Raw genomic sequence first — 17,420 nt, 5'->3', positions numbered from 1 at the left:
GTCCTGACTGAACCATAATCTCCTGAACAAAATAGTCCGAAACTTATAAACACCTTTATAATTTGGCAGATTTATTCACTGCACACGCTCAGGCGTATATTCCAAAAAGTCCATGCTGGTTTTATGCAGCCGGAATTTATTTCAAACTGCCGTCAATCAGACCAACGATATGTGAGATGACTGTTTTCTCACTGTATTTCTCAATCGCACGCGCCCTGCCTGCTTTCCCCATTTTCGCGGCTGCGGCTTGATCGGATGTCAGCTTGTTCAGTGCTCTCGCCAGTGGCCCGCTCAAACCAGGTTCCACGAGAAAGCCAGTTGTCCCGTGGACGATCTGTTCCCGAGGGCCGCTGATATCCGTTGCTACCACAGGCAGCCCTGTGAGCATCGCCTCAATCACAGACATGGGCAGCCCCTCGAAATGGCTAGGCAGCGCAAAAATATCTGCCGCCATTAGATATTCAGCCACGTTTTCCTGATACCCCAGCATCCTAAGCCGGGGCCCCAACTTGCTTCTTGCCCGCGCAAATACCGGCTCAAGATCATCTCCATGATCAGATGGCAACCGCTCTCCCACGATCCATAACTCTGCGTCTGGAACGGCCTCCATGGCCCTGAGAAGTTCCGGGTATCCTTTATGTCGCACGAGCCGCGACACTGCGATGACAACCTGCTTCGTCTCCGAAACCCCAAGCTTTGCTCGCACGCGAGCTCTGACGACCGGATCAGGATGATATCGGAGCGGATCTCGCCCGTTTCCCACGGCAATGGGATGTCCATTCAGATACAGACGTTTGGCATCGGCGGCCTCTTCGGAGGAGACCGTCATGTAGAGATTGGTCAATCGCCCGGCGATAGCCTCCAACACCAGCGAAAGCCCGCGCCTGCGCCATGAACCCGGCTGGTTGAAGAGAAAGCCATGGCAGGTATACGCAATGACGCGCGTTCCACAGATCTTGGCCGCCACACGCGCTAGAATTCCGCTGATGGGCATATGGCCATGAACCAGATCCGGTTTTTCACGTCGGATCAACCGCACCAACGCAACAAAAGCCCGAAACTGCGCAACAGGTGAGAGCGAACGGGCCATTGGCACACTGTGAACAACAAATCCTTCAGAACGAACGGCAGCGAGATGCGGCCCGTCCGCACAGGCGCCCTGAACGTCATGTCCGGCGTCTCGAAGCCCCTGCATCAGCGGCAGAACAAACTGCCGTAAGGCAAAATCGACATTCGTGACCTGAAGGATCTTCATGTTTATTCTGGAACCCTCTCAAGCCCCCATGTAAGCGACTGGCGCATTGTCTTTGGCGCCTCAGTGAGCTTGTCAGCGTCTTTGGGTAGTTCCGAAGCGACAGGAAGAGCCGCGATACGCAAACCGGTTACAACAATCTGCTTCGTTTTTTCGAGACGACCCCGCGCAAGATAAACGCTACTTTCCACGTTCATCACGCCGCCTTCCTGACGAAAGCGCCAGATCATGCCATCTACGCGCAGAATGACATCTTCATCATCCTGCGTGACCTGAACGGCGGGGTGCACATGAAACCGCAGGGCAAAGCTGACTTCACGCTCTCCCTCGATGACTTCCTGTCCACGAAGGTCCTCACCATCCGCACCAAAATACAGACGACGGCTCCATTTGGCGCCCAATGGAGCGTGGTATCCATCGTGGGACAGGTCAAGCCAATGCGCTTCACCATTTGTCTGATGCTCGCACGTCACATGCGCCGGGCGGCGCGTGACGCTTCCATCTGCCCCGAAATCCGACGATGACTTGCCATCGGCAACAAGCAGCGTATGCGCCGGGCTTCCACGCAGAGCTGCGTTCCACCCGCCTGACAGGGCACTGCCACAATTGACGAAAAGGCGATGGCGATGGTGGGAAAATTCAAAAGACAACGTACTGGCATGTGCGGTCCTGTCATATCCCGCTGCCGCTGGCGGTCCACTGTCGACGATCAGCATGGAACGGCCAAGTGACAGACGTGTAAAGCGCCCCAAGGGCATTGCCGGCACAATTACACGCTGGCGCTCGCCCTGTGCCAGAACTGCCTCAATGTCCGAAGAACGGCGCTCTGAGGCACCGTTGAAAATCGCAAGACCACCATCCCCATGTCGCAGGGCGCGCAGCACAGGACACGCCTTGTCGAGCGCGGAATTTATTACGGGTGGCACATCAGAAAATGTCGTGCGGAACATCCCCGACATCTCGGCCAGTTCCCGGACGATCTGAAACTGTGCTTCGGGGCTGCGTTCTGCGCCCACACCATCTGCGAGAAGGAGGCGCTGGAGTTCAGGCTGAAGGTAGCGCAGATACCTGGCCATGAAGCCTGAATATTCAGGTGCTGCCATAGCCGCAGCCAGCAATCCACGAAGGGCAGTCAGATTGCGCCATCCCTGTGCGGGAAGTGGAAGAAGAGCTGCAACGGTGCGGCCTTCGACCAGAACACGATCCATTAGACGACGCTGAAAACGTGTATCGGCTGAGGCCGTACAGAATTCATGATTCCCCAGCCACGCCGCCAGCCGCGATCCGGTGACACAGGCATCGCGGACAAGCGGGTCCGTAGGCGGATGATTGATCCATTCCGCCACGAGCGCACGCGCCGTCAGTCTTGCGTCATCGCTACCCAGTGTTCGCAGATCACGAAGCCATGTGAAGCCATGCAGCCATTCACGCACGGTTTCAGGCCAGGGGCCACTTTCCCAATCTCCTCGTGGAAGACGGTATTCCTTGCCATCGAACAGGAAATAGCCTGCGATGAGGCGGGCCCCCTGTTCGGCATCACCAACCCAAGGGTCACGATAGGTATGCGCAGGGCGTTCTGGCGCATGGATACCAACAGGCAGACGCGCAATGGAAAGACGTGCGCCCCGTGTCCAACGGCGAAAAAGCATCAAGCAGTATCTTCCGTCCGCACTGCTTCAAGTGCACGAATAGCAGCTTCACGATCTTTCTTCCCAAAAATGGAAGAACCTGCAACCAGCATCGTGGCTCCTGCCTTTATAACACGCGGAGCAGTTTCAGGATCAATTCCGCCATCCACACCCAGCACGATATCACGACCGCTGCTGCGGATCATCCCGGCAATCTTACTGATTTTGGAAAGCTGGCTTTCAATGAATTTCTGGCCACCAAAACCGGGATTCACGGTCATCACGAGAATGATGTCCACCATGTCCATGATTTCGGATAGAGCCTCAGGCGGCGTACCTGGACAGATGGCAACGCCGGGCTTGCACCCAAGAGCACGGATCGTCTGAAGGCTACGATGGATGTGTGGCGCGTTTTCGATATGAATTGTGATGTGGTCCGCACCAGCTTTCGCAGTCGCTTCCAAGTACGGATCGGCAGGCTCGATCATAAGATGTGTATCGAACTTGGCTTTGCTGTGCGCTCTCAGCGCGGCAATTACCGGCGGTCCGAACGAGATGTTCGGGACAAAATGCCCGTCCATGACATCCAGATGTAGCCAGGGCGCCTGAGAGACTGACGCCATCTCTTCTCCCAGGCGGGAGAAGTCGGCGGCCAGGAGGCTTGGAGCAACAATGATCGAAGGACGCTGTGTCATATCTACCTGTATCGGCAATGGGAGCGGGTCACGCAAGATATACAAACGTCTTCATTTGCAGCGCGTTCACTGTCTCGCGATCTGGTGTCCTGTAATCGCAACCCTGTGACGTGTGAGGCGTGTTGACCCCAGCAACCTCAATTCCATCGCATTTCATCTGGAGAAGCCGATGTCTGACCGCCTGTCCCCTTTTCTTCTGAGTCGGGACGCATGGATCCGCCAGCCTTCTCACCGTGCATGGCTTCAGGTGCAGGGCCGTCGACTGCTCGATTTCTCGAAAAATGCCTGTGTTGAAAAAGGTTTTGCAGCACTTGATATGGACGGGAATCTGTCGGGTGATGAAACCCCGGATGCGACCCTCACCGCCCGCTACACACATGCTTACGCCATGGCTGCGCTTCAGGGGCTTCCAGGATGTGCGCCGTTGGTCACACATGGCGTAAACACCCTGCGTCATGACTTCAGAGACATGAAGCATGGTGGTTGGATGGACACGCCAGATGAAGAGAAAGGCCGAAAGCAGGCCTATCTTCATGCCTTTGTAGCACTTGCAGCGTCATCAGCCGCATTGATTGGCACCGAGGGCGCACAAGAGCTTCTGGATGATGCAATTGACCAGATCGAAACGCATTTCTGGTGCGAAAAAGAGGGTGTCATGCGGGAAAGCTTTTCCGCAGACTGGTCTCACGAAGAAGATTATCGCGGTGCCAACAGCAATATGCACTCCACCGAAATGTGTATGGCGCTGGCCGACGTCACGGGCGATCTCAAATGGCTGCATCGTGCACTGAGAATTGTCACGCGTTTCGTACACGAGCTTGCCCCGACACAGGGGTATGCCATGCCTGAACATTTCAGCCGCGACTGGACCCTCCTGCAAAATTATCATCAGGACCAGCCTTTCCACTCCCTGCGCCCGTTTGGCATGACACCCGGGCACTTCGTCGAGTGGTCTCACCTCACTCTCAAACTTGAAGCAGCCCTCCTTCGTAATGGACAGGACGCACCCGACTGGATGTTGCACGATGCCAAGGCGCTATTCGAAAAAGGCATGAGTTCAGGCTGGAACGCGGACGGCTTCCCGGGGCTCGTCTACACAATCGACTGGGGCCACAAGCCACATGCGCACCCACGCGCACACTGGGCTCAGGCCGAGGCGATGACGGCTGCCATAAACCTCTACAAACGGACCGGAAATGCACGTTATGAGCAGTGGTACCGCACGATCTGGGATTATATCGACACCACGCTGATCGACCGTGATCGCGGAAGCTGGTTCAACGAAGTGGAATCCAACGGCACGCCATCCGAGCATATTTATCAGGGTAAGTCAGATCTTTATCACGCCTATCAGGCTACTCTGGCGCCAATGCTGCCGCTGAGCCCGTCACTGGCAACCGCAATAGAGGAAATGGGCGTTCCTTACTGAAGAAACTCCGGCCGCACCTTGGTCACGATATAAACTGGGAACGCGGCCCCCTCCCTGAAGAGATACCATAGCTCCGACATCCTGAAATGCCGGGGCCATGCACCTGATACGCTGGCCACTCCCGCCCGGCGCAATGCCCATTGCGCGCGGGCGACATGGAACCACTGCGTTATGACCACAGCGGAAGGGGCCTTAAGCGCGGCAACATGCAGCCCGGTCAGCCACGTGTTGTTGCCGTGGGAATCAACGATGATTACCTCTGACGGTACTCCGTGGACCTCGAGCCATTGTGCCATGATGCGGGCTTCGTCTTTGTGATTGTGGTGTTCCACCGCGCCACTGACCATTAGCTTTGAAACCACGCCGTCCTGCCAGAGCTTCAGGCCCTCCTGAAGGCGTTCACGCAGTGCAGGCTTCGGTACGCCATCATCCGTTACTGCTGTTCCGAAAATGACCCCAACCGCAGATTTGTGAGGTTGCGCCAGCAGGCCATTGACGGCGATCCCTCCCAACCAAATAACGGAAATGACCACCAGACTTCCTATCGCCAATATTATCCGGCGCAAGTGTCCATACACCCCCTGATTTTTTTTCATTTACTGGCCATCCGGTCCCGCGCTCCGGATTCGTTGGCTTTAGCCAGAAACATCAGAGCCACGACGGCTGCAGACGCCCCAGCAAGACCACCCACGCCAAGTGCCCAGCGGGCGCCGAAGTGATTGGCAACCCAGCCTACAATCGGCGCCCCTAGCGGTGTCCCGCCAGCAAACACGGCAAGCCTTATCGCGATCACGCGTCCTCTCATACCCGGATCGCTTGTCATCTGCATGAGGCTGCTTGTGGTGGCGGTAAATGTCAGAGACGATATCCCCAGAACCACAAGCGCAAGCCCGAACACAGCATAATCCGGCGCGAAGGCTCCCAGAAGACATCCGCCTGTGAAAATCGCAGCACCGACCGGCAATGTCGAAAAGGTCGCAGTTTCACGTCCCGCAGCAAGAGCTGCGCCAATCAGGGTTCCCATTGCCATGATGGAGGTCAGCATGCCGTAGCCATGGGCGCCCACATGAAAAACCTGCACGGCCATGGTTGAGATGAAGATCGGGAAATTAAATCCAAATGTTCCAATCAGGAACAGCATGACCAGAATGGCCCTCAGATCAGGCCTTTTCCAGACATACCGAAAACCCGCCAGAAGCCCCTGTGTCTCCCGGGACCTGTGCTGGCTGCGGAAAAGTTCTTTTACGCGCAGAAATTGCAGGGAAATGAAGACGATGAAAAACGATGCGCCGTTCAGGACAAAAGCCCAGCCAGAGCCGATTTCCGCAATGCAGACACCACCAACAGCGGGACCAATCATGCGGCCCACGTTGAAAGACATGGAATTCAGGGCGACCGCATTGGATAAATTTTCCTCCCCGACAAGCTCGCCCACGAAGGTCTGACGCGCGGGGGCATCGAAAGCGGCAACGCATCCGAACACAAACGCGAACAGATCCACGTGCCAGAGTCGCGCGTGCCCGGTAAGAATCAAAGCGCCAAGCCCGACTGACAGCGTGCCCATCGCAGCCTGCGTACCCATCAGCAGCAGGCGTTTTTCAAAACGATCTGCTACATGCCCCGTCCAAGGGAGAAACAGTAAGGGTGGCGCGAGTTGAAGCGCCATCACGATACCAACTGCAGTTGCATCGTGATGGGTCATTGCCGTGAGCACCAGCCAGTCCTGCGCCGTGAACTGCATCCAGGTGCCCACGTTCGAGCAAACCGACCCGATCGTCCATATCCTGTAATTACGCGTACGCAGGGAGCGGAAGATCTGCTTCATGACAGCTTCGCACCGAAAACCCACAACAGACGCGAATTGTTGGAGATAGCGAACATCTTCCTACTGTCGGGGATAGGGCACCAGATGTCGAGGTCACATATTCGGAACGGATGGCCGGGCGTCGAAAAACCCGGCCATCGTATCAGGTTTCAGAGATGACCTTTTGTGAGTTCATCCGCCAGGGCATCTGCGTGATAGACGTCTTTCAACGCAGCCATGATCGCGCTTGTATCGGTGGACACAGCGCGGTTGTTGCTGATGTCGTAATACAGATCGCCCGCAAGGCTCGCGCTATTGCCATCAAAGATCAGGCCCACGACGTGCCCCTTGCGATCAATAACTGGTGAGCCGGAATTTCCGCCAACGATATCGTTCGTCGAAACGAAATCCAGTTTCGTGGACAGATCAAGATGTGGCTTCGCATCCATCCAGACCTGCGGCAGGCGAAATGGATCGCTTCCAGTCGCATGATGATACATGCCCCGGAAATCCGTAAACGGAGCAATGGTTTTGGTACCCTCCGTCAGGCCTTTCACCGTGCCGTATGACAGTCGAGGCGAGAATGTCGCGTCTGGATAGAGCGCGCTGGCTTTGCCTTCGGCCTGTGCACGCGCAAACTGTGCTCGTGCAATTGCTCCCTGCGCCTCACGCATTGGTGCATCAATACTATCCCGGCGGCGCGTGCGCATGGCGTCCATGGTTGGCTGAAGCTGACGGGCCAGAATAACCATCGGATCGGTGGAGGCTGCAATGGCCTTTGCTCCCCCCTTGTATAGCGCAATGCGCGCAGCAGGATCATCCAGCTTTGTGCCCTGAAGGAGCTCAGCCGCTCTTTCATCGGGTGTTTTGGTCCCCAAAATCAGACGCACATCCGGATCGTCCTCACCAAGCGCCTGACGCATTGTCGTCAGTGCAAGAGACAGCACCATCGTATCCAGTTCCTGATGGCTGGGCTCTCTGGCGGCGATTTCAGCCTCCAGACCCGTCAGTTCCGTATCGTGGAAACCATTGCGGCGCTCCGCATCCGGCTTACGCAGTTCCGATGCAGCGGACACCAGAATGGCGGCATTACCCAATGGCCCACGCAGAAGACGCGCCAACACGAAATCATGAGCATAGTATTTGCGCTGCAGCGCCAGCGCTTCCTCAACTTTCGCAAATGGCTTGCCAAACTCTTTCTGGCGCGCCGGATCGGCATCAATCCAGGCCTGCAGAGCAGCGTCTTCCTGTTTCCGTTTTGCGATGACATCTGAAGAGCGCAGAGCTGCCGCTGTTCCGGAGAAAGACTTCAAACCGTTCTGAACCCCAAACAGCATATCCTGTGCATCTACATGATGGAGCGTGCTCTCACGTGAATACTGCCAAAGTGCACCTTCAAGTGTGGAGTAATAGTCAATGACCGTGGGCAAAACGACATCACGCTGGAACATCAAGGCGCTGGCCGGGAGCGCTCTTTGGGTACTGCCGGGATTGCCGGACGTGAAAACCAGATCTCCCGCCTTGGGACCTGCAGGATCAAACTTAAAAAACGGCGTATGAACGGGCTTTCCGTTCTCGAAGACACGCAGCATCGACAGATCAATGTCATAGCGTGGGAAGGTGAAATTATCGGGATCACCACCAAAGAACGCAATATCCTGATCAGGTGCCATTACGAGGCGCACATCTTGATATCTGCGGTAGCGATAGAGTGCTGTCTGGCCGCCATGATAAAGCGTGACGATGTCACAGCGCCAATGCTTGGGATCGTTCTGGGCGCACTCCTTTGTCAGTGTGCTCGTTACAGCCTGGAATGTCTTGGCATAATCCGCACCATGCCTGCCCTGCGTCTGAGCTGCGACCTGCCCGGTGACATCCTTCACCTGATCCAGACGATCCAGTTCCATACCGGGGCATTGTGGTTCACTAGCGAGATCTGCGGCTGAAAAACCGTCATGAAAATAGTCATGCTGTTTGTCTGAGAGCGCAGACAGGCAGGAATTGGCACAGTGGTGATTGGTCATCACCAGACCATCACCCGAAACAAACGAAGCCGAGCAGCCTTCCGCCAGACGGGCCGAGGCCTGAATGGCATTGGAAATCCATTCTGCGGAAGGTGTGAATCCATATTGCTTCTGCATCTGCTGGACGGGCAGGTGGTCGAATGTCCACATTCCTTCTTCTGCCCGGGCAGTACCCAGTGCGGTACTCGCAACAAGCAGCGCAGGAACGATATGTTTCAAATGCAGCATAGCGGTCAGGATCTCCAGAGCGATGAATATGTTACAGGACCATACAGATTTCACAGGCTGTGCTCATGACACCACATTACATTTGCGAAGCCTGCCGGACACATAATCGGGGCGAGATGAACATTCGCCTTCGGCCCTGCGTTTCTCTATGAGAAGCCTCCAGACAGACAAGCTCGCGGGAACAGAACAATTGCGCGCCAGACAGACATTACTTCTACGACAGGGTTTTCGGGCGCGGAAACTGCTTCATGCGGGTCTGTCCCTTCCCGCTCTCCTGATGGGCTGCGTAGTCGATCAGGCTCACGCCCAGGGTGCCTCCCCCAAAAGCATTGACCAGAAACCTGCCTCTGCAGAGCACATTGTCGTTCATCGAAGTTCGGACACCGCCTCAAATCATCAACCCGGCGGGGGACTCATCCGACCACAGCAGGGAACACGCTCCGTCAGCACGGTGGATCGTGATTTCATGGATCGTCAGTCCCCAACATCCACGGCCTATCAGCTTGCCGCAATGCTGCCCGGCGCGAATGTTGCAACGTCTGACCCCTTCGGCTTTTCGCCCAGCACAAACCTTACAGTGCGCGGGCTGAACAACGACGCTATCGGGTATGTGCTGGAGGGGATGCCCCTCAACGATATCGCCTACTACAGCGGCTATCCAAGTCAGTTCGCTGACAGCGAAAACTATCAGGAAATTGCTCTTGCGCAGGGTTCTGCCGATCTGGACAGTCCGGTCCTGAATGCAGCCGGCGGTCTCATGAGACTAACATTTCTGGACCCATCCCGAAAAGCAGGGGGATATGCCAGCGTCTCTTACGGCTCCTACAACACCAACCGCGAATTCATCAGGTTGGAAAGCGGCGAGATCGGCCACTCCGGCGTACGTGCTTTTGTTTCCTACTCTCACGGAGCAACGGATAACTGGCGCGGGCCTGGCCGGGACGGGCGACACCATATTGATTTCAAGATCCTGAAAGAATGGGGATCTGGAAACAGGGTGAGCCTGCTTGGAACGTGGAACAGCACCATCACCAGCTATTATCCACAAGCCACCCTGCAAAGCTGGAGACAGGACGGAGTTCGCGGCTCCAACAACCTTGCCGCGACCTACGATGTAAACAACGCCAACGGAGGCACCGATTACTGGCGGCTGTGGCGCGCGCCGGAGCGGACACTTTATGCAGGCGCCCCCATACATCTGCGCCTGACGGAAAATCTCTCGCTGGACACAACGCCCTACGCACAATTCGCCTACGGCAACGTGCCAGGCGGTTCAACCCTGAGCGAAAGCGGGCTCTATAGCGGAACACAAGCACTGTCGGACGTTCTTTCCCTGCCCAGCGCGCAGGACGGTACGGCAGTTGTCCGCGCAAATTACACTCAGCGAAGCTATCGATCGGGCTTTACATCTGCACTTCACTACAAGGTCGGATGGAACGACTTCGTTGCAGGATACTGGTACGATTATTCAGATGATAATGAGCAGCAACCGTTCACATCCGTCGCTGTAGATGGTGCATCAGCAGATATCTGGGCCACGCGTAATAGCGCAACAATCCACCTTTCGGACGGACAGCAGCTTCTGGGAGGAAGTAATCATACGATCTCCCAAACAAGCGCCCTTTACGTGGGGGACCACATCTCTTTGTTCCGTGACAGGCTGGCGATCGATCTGGGCTTCAAGGAAGTCATGATGTCACGCAACGGCACTAACGCTCTTCCCGGCCCGCAATATCATGTCAACACGAACAGCGCTGTGCCACTGCCCAGGCTAGGCCTGAGGTGGCGTTTTACCGATCAGGACCAAATCTTCCTGAACGCCACGACCAATTTCCGCGCACCTGATGTGACGGCTTTTTACAACACGTATGATCCGTCTTCTGGTGCTCTTGAAGTGGCCGGAACGGGCAACACCCGCAATGAATATTCTATTGCCGAAGAAATAGGATATCGCCGCAACGGACGCTGGATTGTGGGAAGCGTTACGCTCTTCAACTACAATTTCACAAACCGGCAGATCTCGACATTGGTTTCACAAAACGGCGCACTTATTTCTTCTACAATCAACGCAGGTGGCCAGACATCGCGCGGCGTGGATGTGGAGATCGGGACGCGTCCGTGGCATCATTTCAGCCCATATTTCTCCGGGGAATATCTGCACGCAACGATCGACAATGATATTGCATCCAATGGGGATCTGCTTCCCACGCGCGGTAAAATTGCGGTCCGCAGTCCGGCACTGCAGGCGTCCGCAGGTCTGACTTACGATGATGGCCATATCTTCGGCACAGCAACGCTGCATTATACCGGCCATCAATTCGCAACATTTATGAACGATGAGCGCATTTCAGACCACACAACGGGCGATCTTGCCTTGGGGTATCGCTTTGCCGACATATCGCGCCTGCAACACCCAACACTACGCATGAATTTCATCAACATTACGAACGAACATTATTTGTCCGGCGTTGCTGCCACGACGCTCAATGCAAAGGAGACAACTGGGCGTTACGGCACCACAATTGAGGGAAGTGCGCCGAGTTATTATATCGGCGGTGGATTTGCAGCTCTTTTCACCGCATCAACAGGGTTCTGAGGTGTCAGCTGCGATCGGACAGTTTGGCGTTCATGGTGTCGAGGCGCGACGGGATTGGCCTCCTTTCACCCTCAGCGAAGCGCAAACTGTGCTCGCACATTATCCTCTGAATTTTGAAGCAGAAGATATTGTCTGGCATGGTCAGCGCCCCTTTTCGGCAACAGGGCTGATCCAACTACACAATGGTACAAAGGTTTTTCTCAAGCGCCACGACCATCGTCTACGGAATCAGGCAGCCATCGCGGAAGAACATGCGTTTATTCAACACCTGGCTCTACAGGGCATGCCAGTCAGTCGCCCTTTTTCGACCTGCACAGGCACACCGTCACTGACGATTGGAGAATGGGTCTATGAGGCTTTCGCGCCCCTGAAGGGTCTGGATACCTATCGCGATACCCCGTCATGGGAACCTTATCAAAGCACCGTAGATGCTGGTGCTGCGGGGGAAATGCTCGCGCGCTTGCATCTCAGCGCGGCCACATTCGATGCACCACGCAGAAAAGGACGACTGCTTCTTTCGAGCATGGATGCACTTACCGCACCATCGCTACTGGGTGGTCTGGAAAAATGGATTCCAACCCAGCAAGGTCTTCGGCAGGCGCTAAATAAAAGGATGTGGAAGCAGGATGTCTCTGAGGCTCTGACCCCCTTCCATACCCTGCTCGTACCCCTACTTCCTGCCCTCCAGACATTCTGGGGACATGGCGACTGGCATGGATCAAACCTTTTCTGGACGAAAAATACGCAAAATACCGAAATAGCGGGTATTTTTGACTTCGGCATGTCAGACCGAACATGCCCTACATTCGACCTTGCCGTAGCAATCGAACGCAGTGGCATCAGATGGCTTGATATTGGCAACACAAAAAAGGTTTTTCACGATCAAATCTCAGCCCTCGTTCGGGGATACACCCGCAACCGCCAGCTCAGCGACACAGAACGCGCTCTGGTATGTGCGTTCCTGCCCCTCGTACATGTTGAGTTCGCGCTGTCTGAGGTCGCTTATTACGAGGCACTGGTTCAGGACCCATTTTCCGCAGAGGTCGCTTATGAGGAATATCTTCTTGGGCATGCCCGTTGGTTTCAGGCTGACGAAGGCAGACGCCTGCTCGCTTGGCTGAGCGATGTATTAGGGGCTTCCTGATATGGCGCCTCTTGAACTTGTCGCTGCCCTTCTCAGTGCCCTGGGTGTGTGGCTTACCATTCAGCGCAGGCTGATCTGCTGGCCTGTATCTCTTGCCGCCGCCTTGCTTTACGGCTGGGTTTTCCTGGATGCCCGGCTCTATGCAGACGCAGCACTTCAATGCGTTTTTTGTGGTTGTCTGCTTTATGGATGGGCGCACTGGAAATACGAAACAACAAACAGCGTGCCTTTAAGAATCAGATCTGCATCATGGAAAATACTGGCATCCGGGATGGCTTTGGGGATGTTGGGGGCCGTACTCTGGGGCATTGTCCTGAAGCGTTGGACAGACGATCCAATGCCATTCACAGATGCGGCGCTCAGCAGTTTCAGTATCGTCGCACAACTCTGGGCAGCAAGACGTTATCCCGCAAACTGGACACTGTGGATCGTTATCGACATGCTCTATGTTGCGCTGTTTGTCGCACGCGATCTGTATCCAACGGCCATATTATATTCCGCATTCGTACTTTTGGCCCTTCATGGCGCGTACAAATGGCGAAAGCTGGAAGGCACTGATCTGCGCCTTTCTCAAAACTAATTTTTCAGTCGCGAGCGGCCATCGTCAATCAGCTTGAATTAATGAAGCCCTTTCTGCCGCTCTCGACAGTGAAAGTTCTTGTTAACGAGACTTCAGATTGTGCATCGCGGGCATCAGCAATGCTCATAAGTTTTGCGGTCATCGCCTGTCGTGTGAAATCGGCTATGACGTAACCTCTCTTTCGGCTGTCAAAAAATCGGATATCGGGATTTTCCGGCAGCACTTTCTGTATGGCCTCATATGGCGGCCCTAGCGACGTTATGGATGTTCCTAAAATCTCTGATGCGACGACTGGCGCCTTTTCATCATAGGGACGTGCGCGGATGTTACTGGCGAAAAAGGAATGATAATCGCCGCTGAAAATGATGGGATTTGGAGGCCCATAATTCGCGAGAGCCTGCGTCAAGCGATCACGTGCGAGCGGAAAACCATCCCATGTATCTGTCCAGTAATTATAGCCCCCAGACGACGGAAATCGAAGAGGTGCAACCTTCAAATCCTGAGCCAGAATTGTCCAGACTGCAGAATGATCGCGAAAGCCATCGTAAAGCCAGCGCTCCTGTTCAACGCCAAGAAACGTACGCCGAGCGTCATGAAAATCAGAGCAGCTTTCAGATATAATGCGACCATCCCCATATTTCGGGGGAACTGGGCACGGCTGCCGAGAGCGATACTGACGACCATCCATCAAATCAATAATCGCCAGATCACCAAATTTTATCCGGCGATATATTCTCATACCCCCATCAGCAATCCGTACATTTTTACGAACGGGCATATTTTCATACCAGGCCTGCCATGCGGCCAGCCGACGGCGGCGAAAAGCCTCTGCACTTTCTTCTGGAGACGATGGCCATACCCCTGAATAATCATCCTCAATTTCATGATCGTCCCAGATCGGGAGCCATGGCGCCACCGCGTGAGCTTTCTGCAAATCAGGATCTGTTTTCTGCAATCCGTAACGCCATCTATAGCCCTCCAGATCAGTCGCCTCAGATGCGCCATACGATCGCACGGTCAGGCCCTGACGAGCAGGCGGCGCATTGTGCTCGTAGATATAATCGCCCAGAAAAAGAACAATATTCGGGTATTCATTTGCCAGGTGTCGATAAGCGGAATACCAGCCCATTTCCCAATGAGCACAGGACGCAACTGCGACACGCAAACTGCTGATTGCCTGTCCGCTTATGGGGAAGGTCCTGCTCCTGCCAATCCCACTTTGATTACCTTGGGCACGAAAACGATACCAATATGGTCGCCCAGGCTTCAGCCCCTGGATTTCGACATGAACGCTATAGCCGCTAATGGCCGCAGCGTAAGTCTGCCCTTCCTGCACAATACTGTGCATGCTCTCGTCTTCGGAAATTTCCCAATAAACAGGCACTTTCTGCGGCAAGTCCGGAGCTATGCCATATATCAACGGAAGAGTTCCAAGCCGTGTCCATACGACAAAGCCATCTTCCGCCGGATCGCCACTGGCCACTCCGAAAGGAAAGACAGTGTCTTTACCGCCGCGAAAATTCTCAGCATGCCCGATAGCTGGAATAGCCAGCCCTGCCCCGAAAGCCTTGATGATCGTCCTGCGAGACAGATTTGGCATCTTCGTAATTCCAGATCTTTATCCGTTAAAAGGAGCCGCTCAGACGGACTTCCCATGTGGCAGGCAATCCCGCGACAGCAATATTATCTCCGCCCACAAAATACCCGCGCGTGACGTCATATTGCTTGTTCAGAATATTGCGCCCGATACCTTCGACTTTCCAATGCCCCTTTTTCGGCGCAAAGGAAAGATAGCCACCCCAGAGGGTGTAACCAGGAATTGTATCCACGGTCGTGAGAGAATGATTCGTTGTACGGAGGCTGTAATCTGCGCCAGTTACAAGATTATATCGGCCCACAGACCACGTATAATCTACCGAACCATTGGCCGTGAACCGTGGTACTTCCTCGCTACGTCCGGAGACATCCTGGGTAATTCCTACCCATACTCCATTCACCTTCTGCGCCCCGGTTACCGTGTTGAACTTGTCAAACGCTCCAGTTACGTAGGCACCGGACTGGTTAATATTCAGTCCAGGTAGCGGTGACCATGCCACTTCGTATTCCCCACCAAAAAGATGAGAGCGCGGCGCATTGACGAACAGACCAATTGCCGAGCCTGTGGTCGGGCTGTAGACCTTGGATTGTACCTGCTGGTTGATATAATCATAATAAAAGAAATCAGCATTGACCCGCAGATTGTATCGCGGAAGAATAAGCTTGTTTCCGACTTCAAACGAATAAAGTTGTTCAGGCTTGAACGGGTTTGTCATTTGGGAAACATCAGAGCTGTTATAAACCGTGAAACCACCCGACTTCACACCTTTACTGAAGGTGAAATAAGCCATGTCATGGCTGAAGGGATGGTACTGAATTCCAAACTTGGCGGAAGGCAGTGTGTAAGACTGCGCCTGCTTTCCAACGTAATTTCCCGGATTGGTAACGATGCCATTCGACAGATAATGTGCGTAGGCATTATCCAGAGAGCGATGTTCGTGCTCAATACGAATACCGCCGATGATCTGAAGCTTTGGGGTAAGGTCATAGGTGACCTGCCCGAAACCACTGATCGTATTGACAGTCTGTGAATAGCGGACGTCTCCATCCAGGCCATATAATGCGCCAAAGCCTGACTGATACCGATCATTCAGCCACTGATGAGCGTAATAAATGCCTCCGATCCAATGAAAGCGGCTCGTTGTATCATTAGAGGAAAAGCGAAGTTCGTTCGCAGCAACGCTTGCGCGCGTCTTGAACGCGACGTCTGCCAAAGCAAGAGCAGAGTCATCGAAATTGTCGTATTCGTTGCGCTGCATGTAGTCGTAACTGGCGAGGTTCGTGACCGTGAATGTAGGCAATTGCTTTTCTACACGAAGGTTAACGCCACCCGTGTCAATGTGGCTGTAGGGCTTGGTATCGGGGCTGATGCCTACTTCTTTTGCGAACTGACTGGATGTACCCCATCGTGTCTCATATCGGTTGGCCGACGCAGGGAGAGGGTTGGTGGAACTGAGGCTGGTGATCGGTGCCCATGCATAGGGGCCAGTCGCATCAGAGCGATCCCTGCTTCCATGCAGGTTCAGTTCGATCTTCCATGTATCAGCCGGAACATAGTCAATCAGAAGACGAGCACCCCCGCGATTGACGTTCCCCAGATGCTGACCATTATCGGGGTTATATTGCCAGGCACCCCCTTGCTGCGTCTGGCCGGAAAGACGAAAGCTGAGCTTGTCATTGATTGGTCCGGAGATATAACCGTCAATCTTTCCGCTATCGAACCGTCCATATTGGCCGGAAATCCCTGCCTTCAATGTGTCCGTGGGTTTATTCGTAATATAATTAATTGCGCCGCCGGTTGTATTGCGCCCGTAAAGGGTACCCTGCGGGCCACGAAGAACCTCGACACGAGACATGTCGAACATCATTCCGTTGATGCCAAATGGAACCGGATTGGCAACTTCGTCAATATAAATTCCTACAGTAGGAGAGTTATTACTTGAATAGTTGTTAAACCCTACGCCACGGATCGTATAAGTGTATTGTCCACTCCCGTAGGAAGGCTGAATCTGCAGTGATGGTGTAGCGTATTGGAGATCAAAGACATTATTGATGTTTCTGTTTTCCAGAACTTTCGCCGAGATCACACTGATGGATGTTCCAATATTCTGTGGGCTGTCAGCATGGCGCTCGGATGTGACGACGACATTCTCAACGCGGGATGCTTCATGTGCTGCAGGTACAGTCTTGTGGGTCCTGGCTGATGCAACAGGCTTGTGCGCGTGCGCTACCGGAAGACTGGATGATGTTTTATGAGGGGTCGTCGCCTCGGCAAACGCGGCGCTGCACAAAGGAAAAAGCGCCACGCTGGAAACGAGCGCCATGCGCCCCTTGAAGCCTGTCATCTTTTTCCGGGCAGAAACCGAGTATGCGTCCAACATGATCACTTTATCACTATAAAATATCGTTGATATTATTAACAACGAACAACAAAGGCATAAGGT

General features: G+C 54.3%; 12 protein-coding genes. 4 read left to right on the top strand and 8 right to left on the bottom strand.

All coding sequences use genetic code 11. The features are described 5' to 3' along the window. Positions 1 to 136 precede the first annotated feature (136 nt). The 3 genes from GWA01_RS12210 to rpe are packed head-to-tail and all read right to left on the bottom strand — an operon-like array spanning position 137 to position 3,575. Positions 137 to 1,255 carry a glycosyltransferase family 4 protein gene (locus GWA01_RS12210; protein ID WP_146798435.1) on the bottom strand — a complete coding sequence of 373 codons (1,119 nt, stop codon included), beginning with the start codon at positions 1,253 to 1,255 and terminating at the stop codon, positions 137 to 139. Positions 1,256 to 1,257: 2 nt separating this feature from the next. After that, positions 1,258 to 2,901 carry a heparinase II/III family protein gene (locus GWA01_RS12205; protein ID WP_146798433.1) on the bottom strand — a complete coding sequence of 548 codons (1,644 nt, stop codon included), beginning with the start codon at positions 2,899 to 2,901 and terminating at the stop codon, positions 1,258 to 1,260. Beyond that, on the bottom strand, positions 2,901 to 3,575 hold the full coding sequence (gene rpe / locus GWA01_RS12200) for a ribulose-phosphate 3-epimerase (protein WP_146798431.1): 675 nt from the start codon (positions 3,573 to 3,575) through the stop codon (positions 2,901 to 2,903). Before rpe ends, GWA01_RS12205 begins: the two co-directional genes overlap by 1 nt. A 169-nt stretch (positions 3,576 to 3,744) precedes the next feature. Here rpe and GWA01_RS12195 point away from each other — a divergent pair, with 169 nt between their 5' ends. Then, positions 3,745 to 5,004, top strand: a complete 1,260-nt coding sequence (locus GWA01_RS12195; RefSeq protein WP_146798429.1) for an AGE family epimerase/isomerase — start codon at positions 3,745 to 3,747, stop codon at positions 5,002 to 5,004. Here the strand turns inward: GWA01_RS12195 and GWA01_RS12190 are convergent. The 3 genes from GWA01_RS12190 to GWA01_RS12180 all read right to left on the bottom strand — a co-directional run bounded on the left by GWA01_RS12190 (position 4,998) and on the right by GWA01_RS12180 (position 9,060). After that, positions 4,998 to 5,537 carry a YdcF family protein gene (locus GWA01_RS12190; protein WP_229316080.1) on the bottom strand — a complete coding sequence of 180 codons (540 nt, stop codon included), beginning with the start codon at positions 5,535 to 5,537 and terminating at the stop codon, positions 4,998 to 5,000. The two genes, GWA01_RS12195 and GWA01_RS12190, sit on opposite strands and share 7 nt — an antisense overlap. A gap of 59 nt (positions 5,538 to 5,596) precedes the next feature. Further along, positions 5,597 to 6,829: an MFS transporter gene (locus GWA01_RS12185; protein ID WP_146798425.1), complete on the bottom strand. Its 1,233-nt coding sequence runs from the start codon at positions 6,827 to 6,829 to the stop codon at positions 5,597 to 5,599. Between the two features lie 149 nt (positions 6,830 to 6,978). Further along, entirely contained in the window at positions 6,979 to 9,060 is a 2,082-nt protein-coding gene (locus GWA01_RS12180) for a S46 family peptidase (RefSeq protein ID WP_146798423.1), read from the bottom strand. A 277-nt stretch (positions 9,061 to 9,337) separates the two neighbouring features. On the opposite strand from GWA01_RS12180, the gene GWA01_RS12175 reads away from it, so the two are divergent. The 3 genes from GWA01_RS12175 to pnuC are packed head-to-tail and all read left to right on the top strand — an operon-like array spanning position 9,338 to position 13,380. Continuing rightward, positions 9,338 to 11,656, top strand: a complete 2,319-nt coding sequence (locus GWA01_RS12175; RefSeq protein WP_146798523.1) for a TonB-dependent receptor — start codon at positions 9,338 to 9,340, stop codon at positions 11,654 to 11,656. A gap of 1 nt (position 11,657) precedes the next feature. Further along, positions 11,658 to 12,800, top strand: a complete 1,143-nt coding sequence (locus GWA01_RS12170; protein WP_229316082.1) for a phosphotransferase enzyme family protein — start codon at positions 11,658 to 11,660, stop codon at positions 12,798 to 12,800. Position 12,801: 1 nt separating this feature from the next. Further along, positions 12,802 to 13,380, top strand: a complete 579-nt coding sequence (gene pnuC / locus GWA01_RS12165) for a nicotinamide riboside transporter PnuC (RefSeq protein WP_146798419.1) — start codon at positions 12,802 to 12,804, stop codon at positions 13,378 to 13,380. Positions 13,381 to 13,408: 28 nt separating this feature from the next. On the opposite strand, the gene GWA01_RS12160 is transcribed toward pnuC, so the two are convergent. Together GWA01_RS12160 and GWA01_RS12155 are read right to left on the bottom strand one after the other, a co-directional pair. Beyond that, entirely contained in the window at positions 13,409 to 14,980 is a 1,572-nt protein-coding gene (locus tag GWA01_RS12160; RefSeq protein ID WP_146798416.1) for an alkaline phosphatase D family protein, read from the bottom strand. Positions 14,981 to 15,005: 25 nt separating this feature from the next. Beyond that, positions 15,006 to 17,321 (bottom strand): TonB-dependent receptor, encoded by a 2,316-nt coding sequence (locus tag GWA01_RS12155; RefSeq protein WP_228118623.1) that lies wholly within the window; start codon positions 17,319 to 17,321, stop codon positions 15,006 to 15,008. Positions 17,322 to 17,420 lie beyond the last annotated feature (99 nt).

This window comes from Gluconobacter wancherniae NBRC 103581 (assembly GCF_007988885.1).
Classification (GTDB): Bacteria; Pseudomonadota; Alphaproteobacteria; order Acetobacterales; family Acetobacteraceae; genus Gluconobacter; species Gluconobacter wancherniae.
The sequence above is the reverse complement of the archived record's forward strand: the minus strand, read 5'-3'. Positions and strand labels throughout refer to the sequence as shown.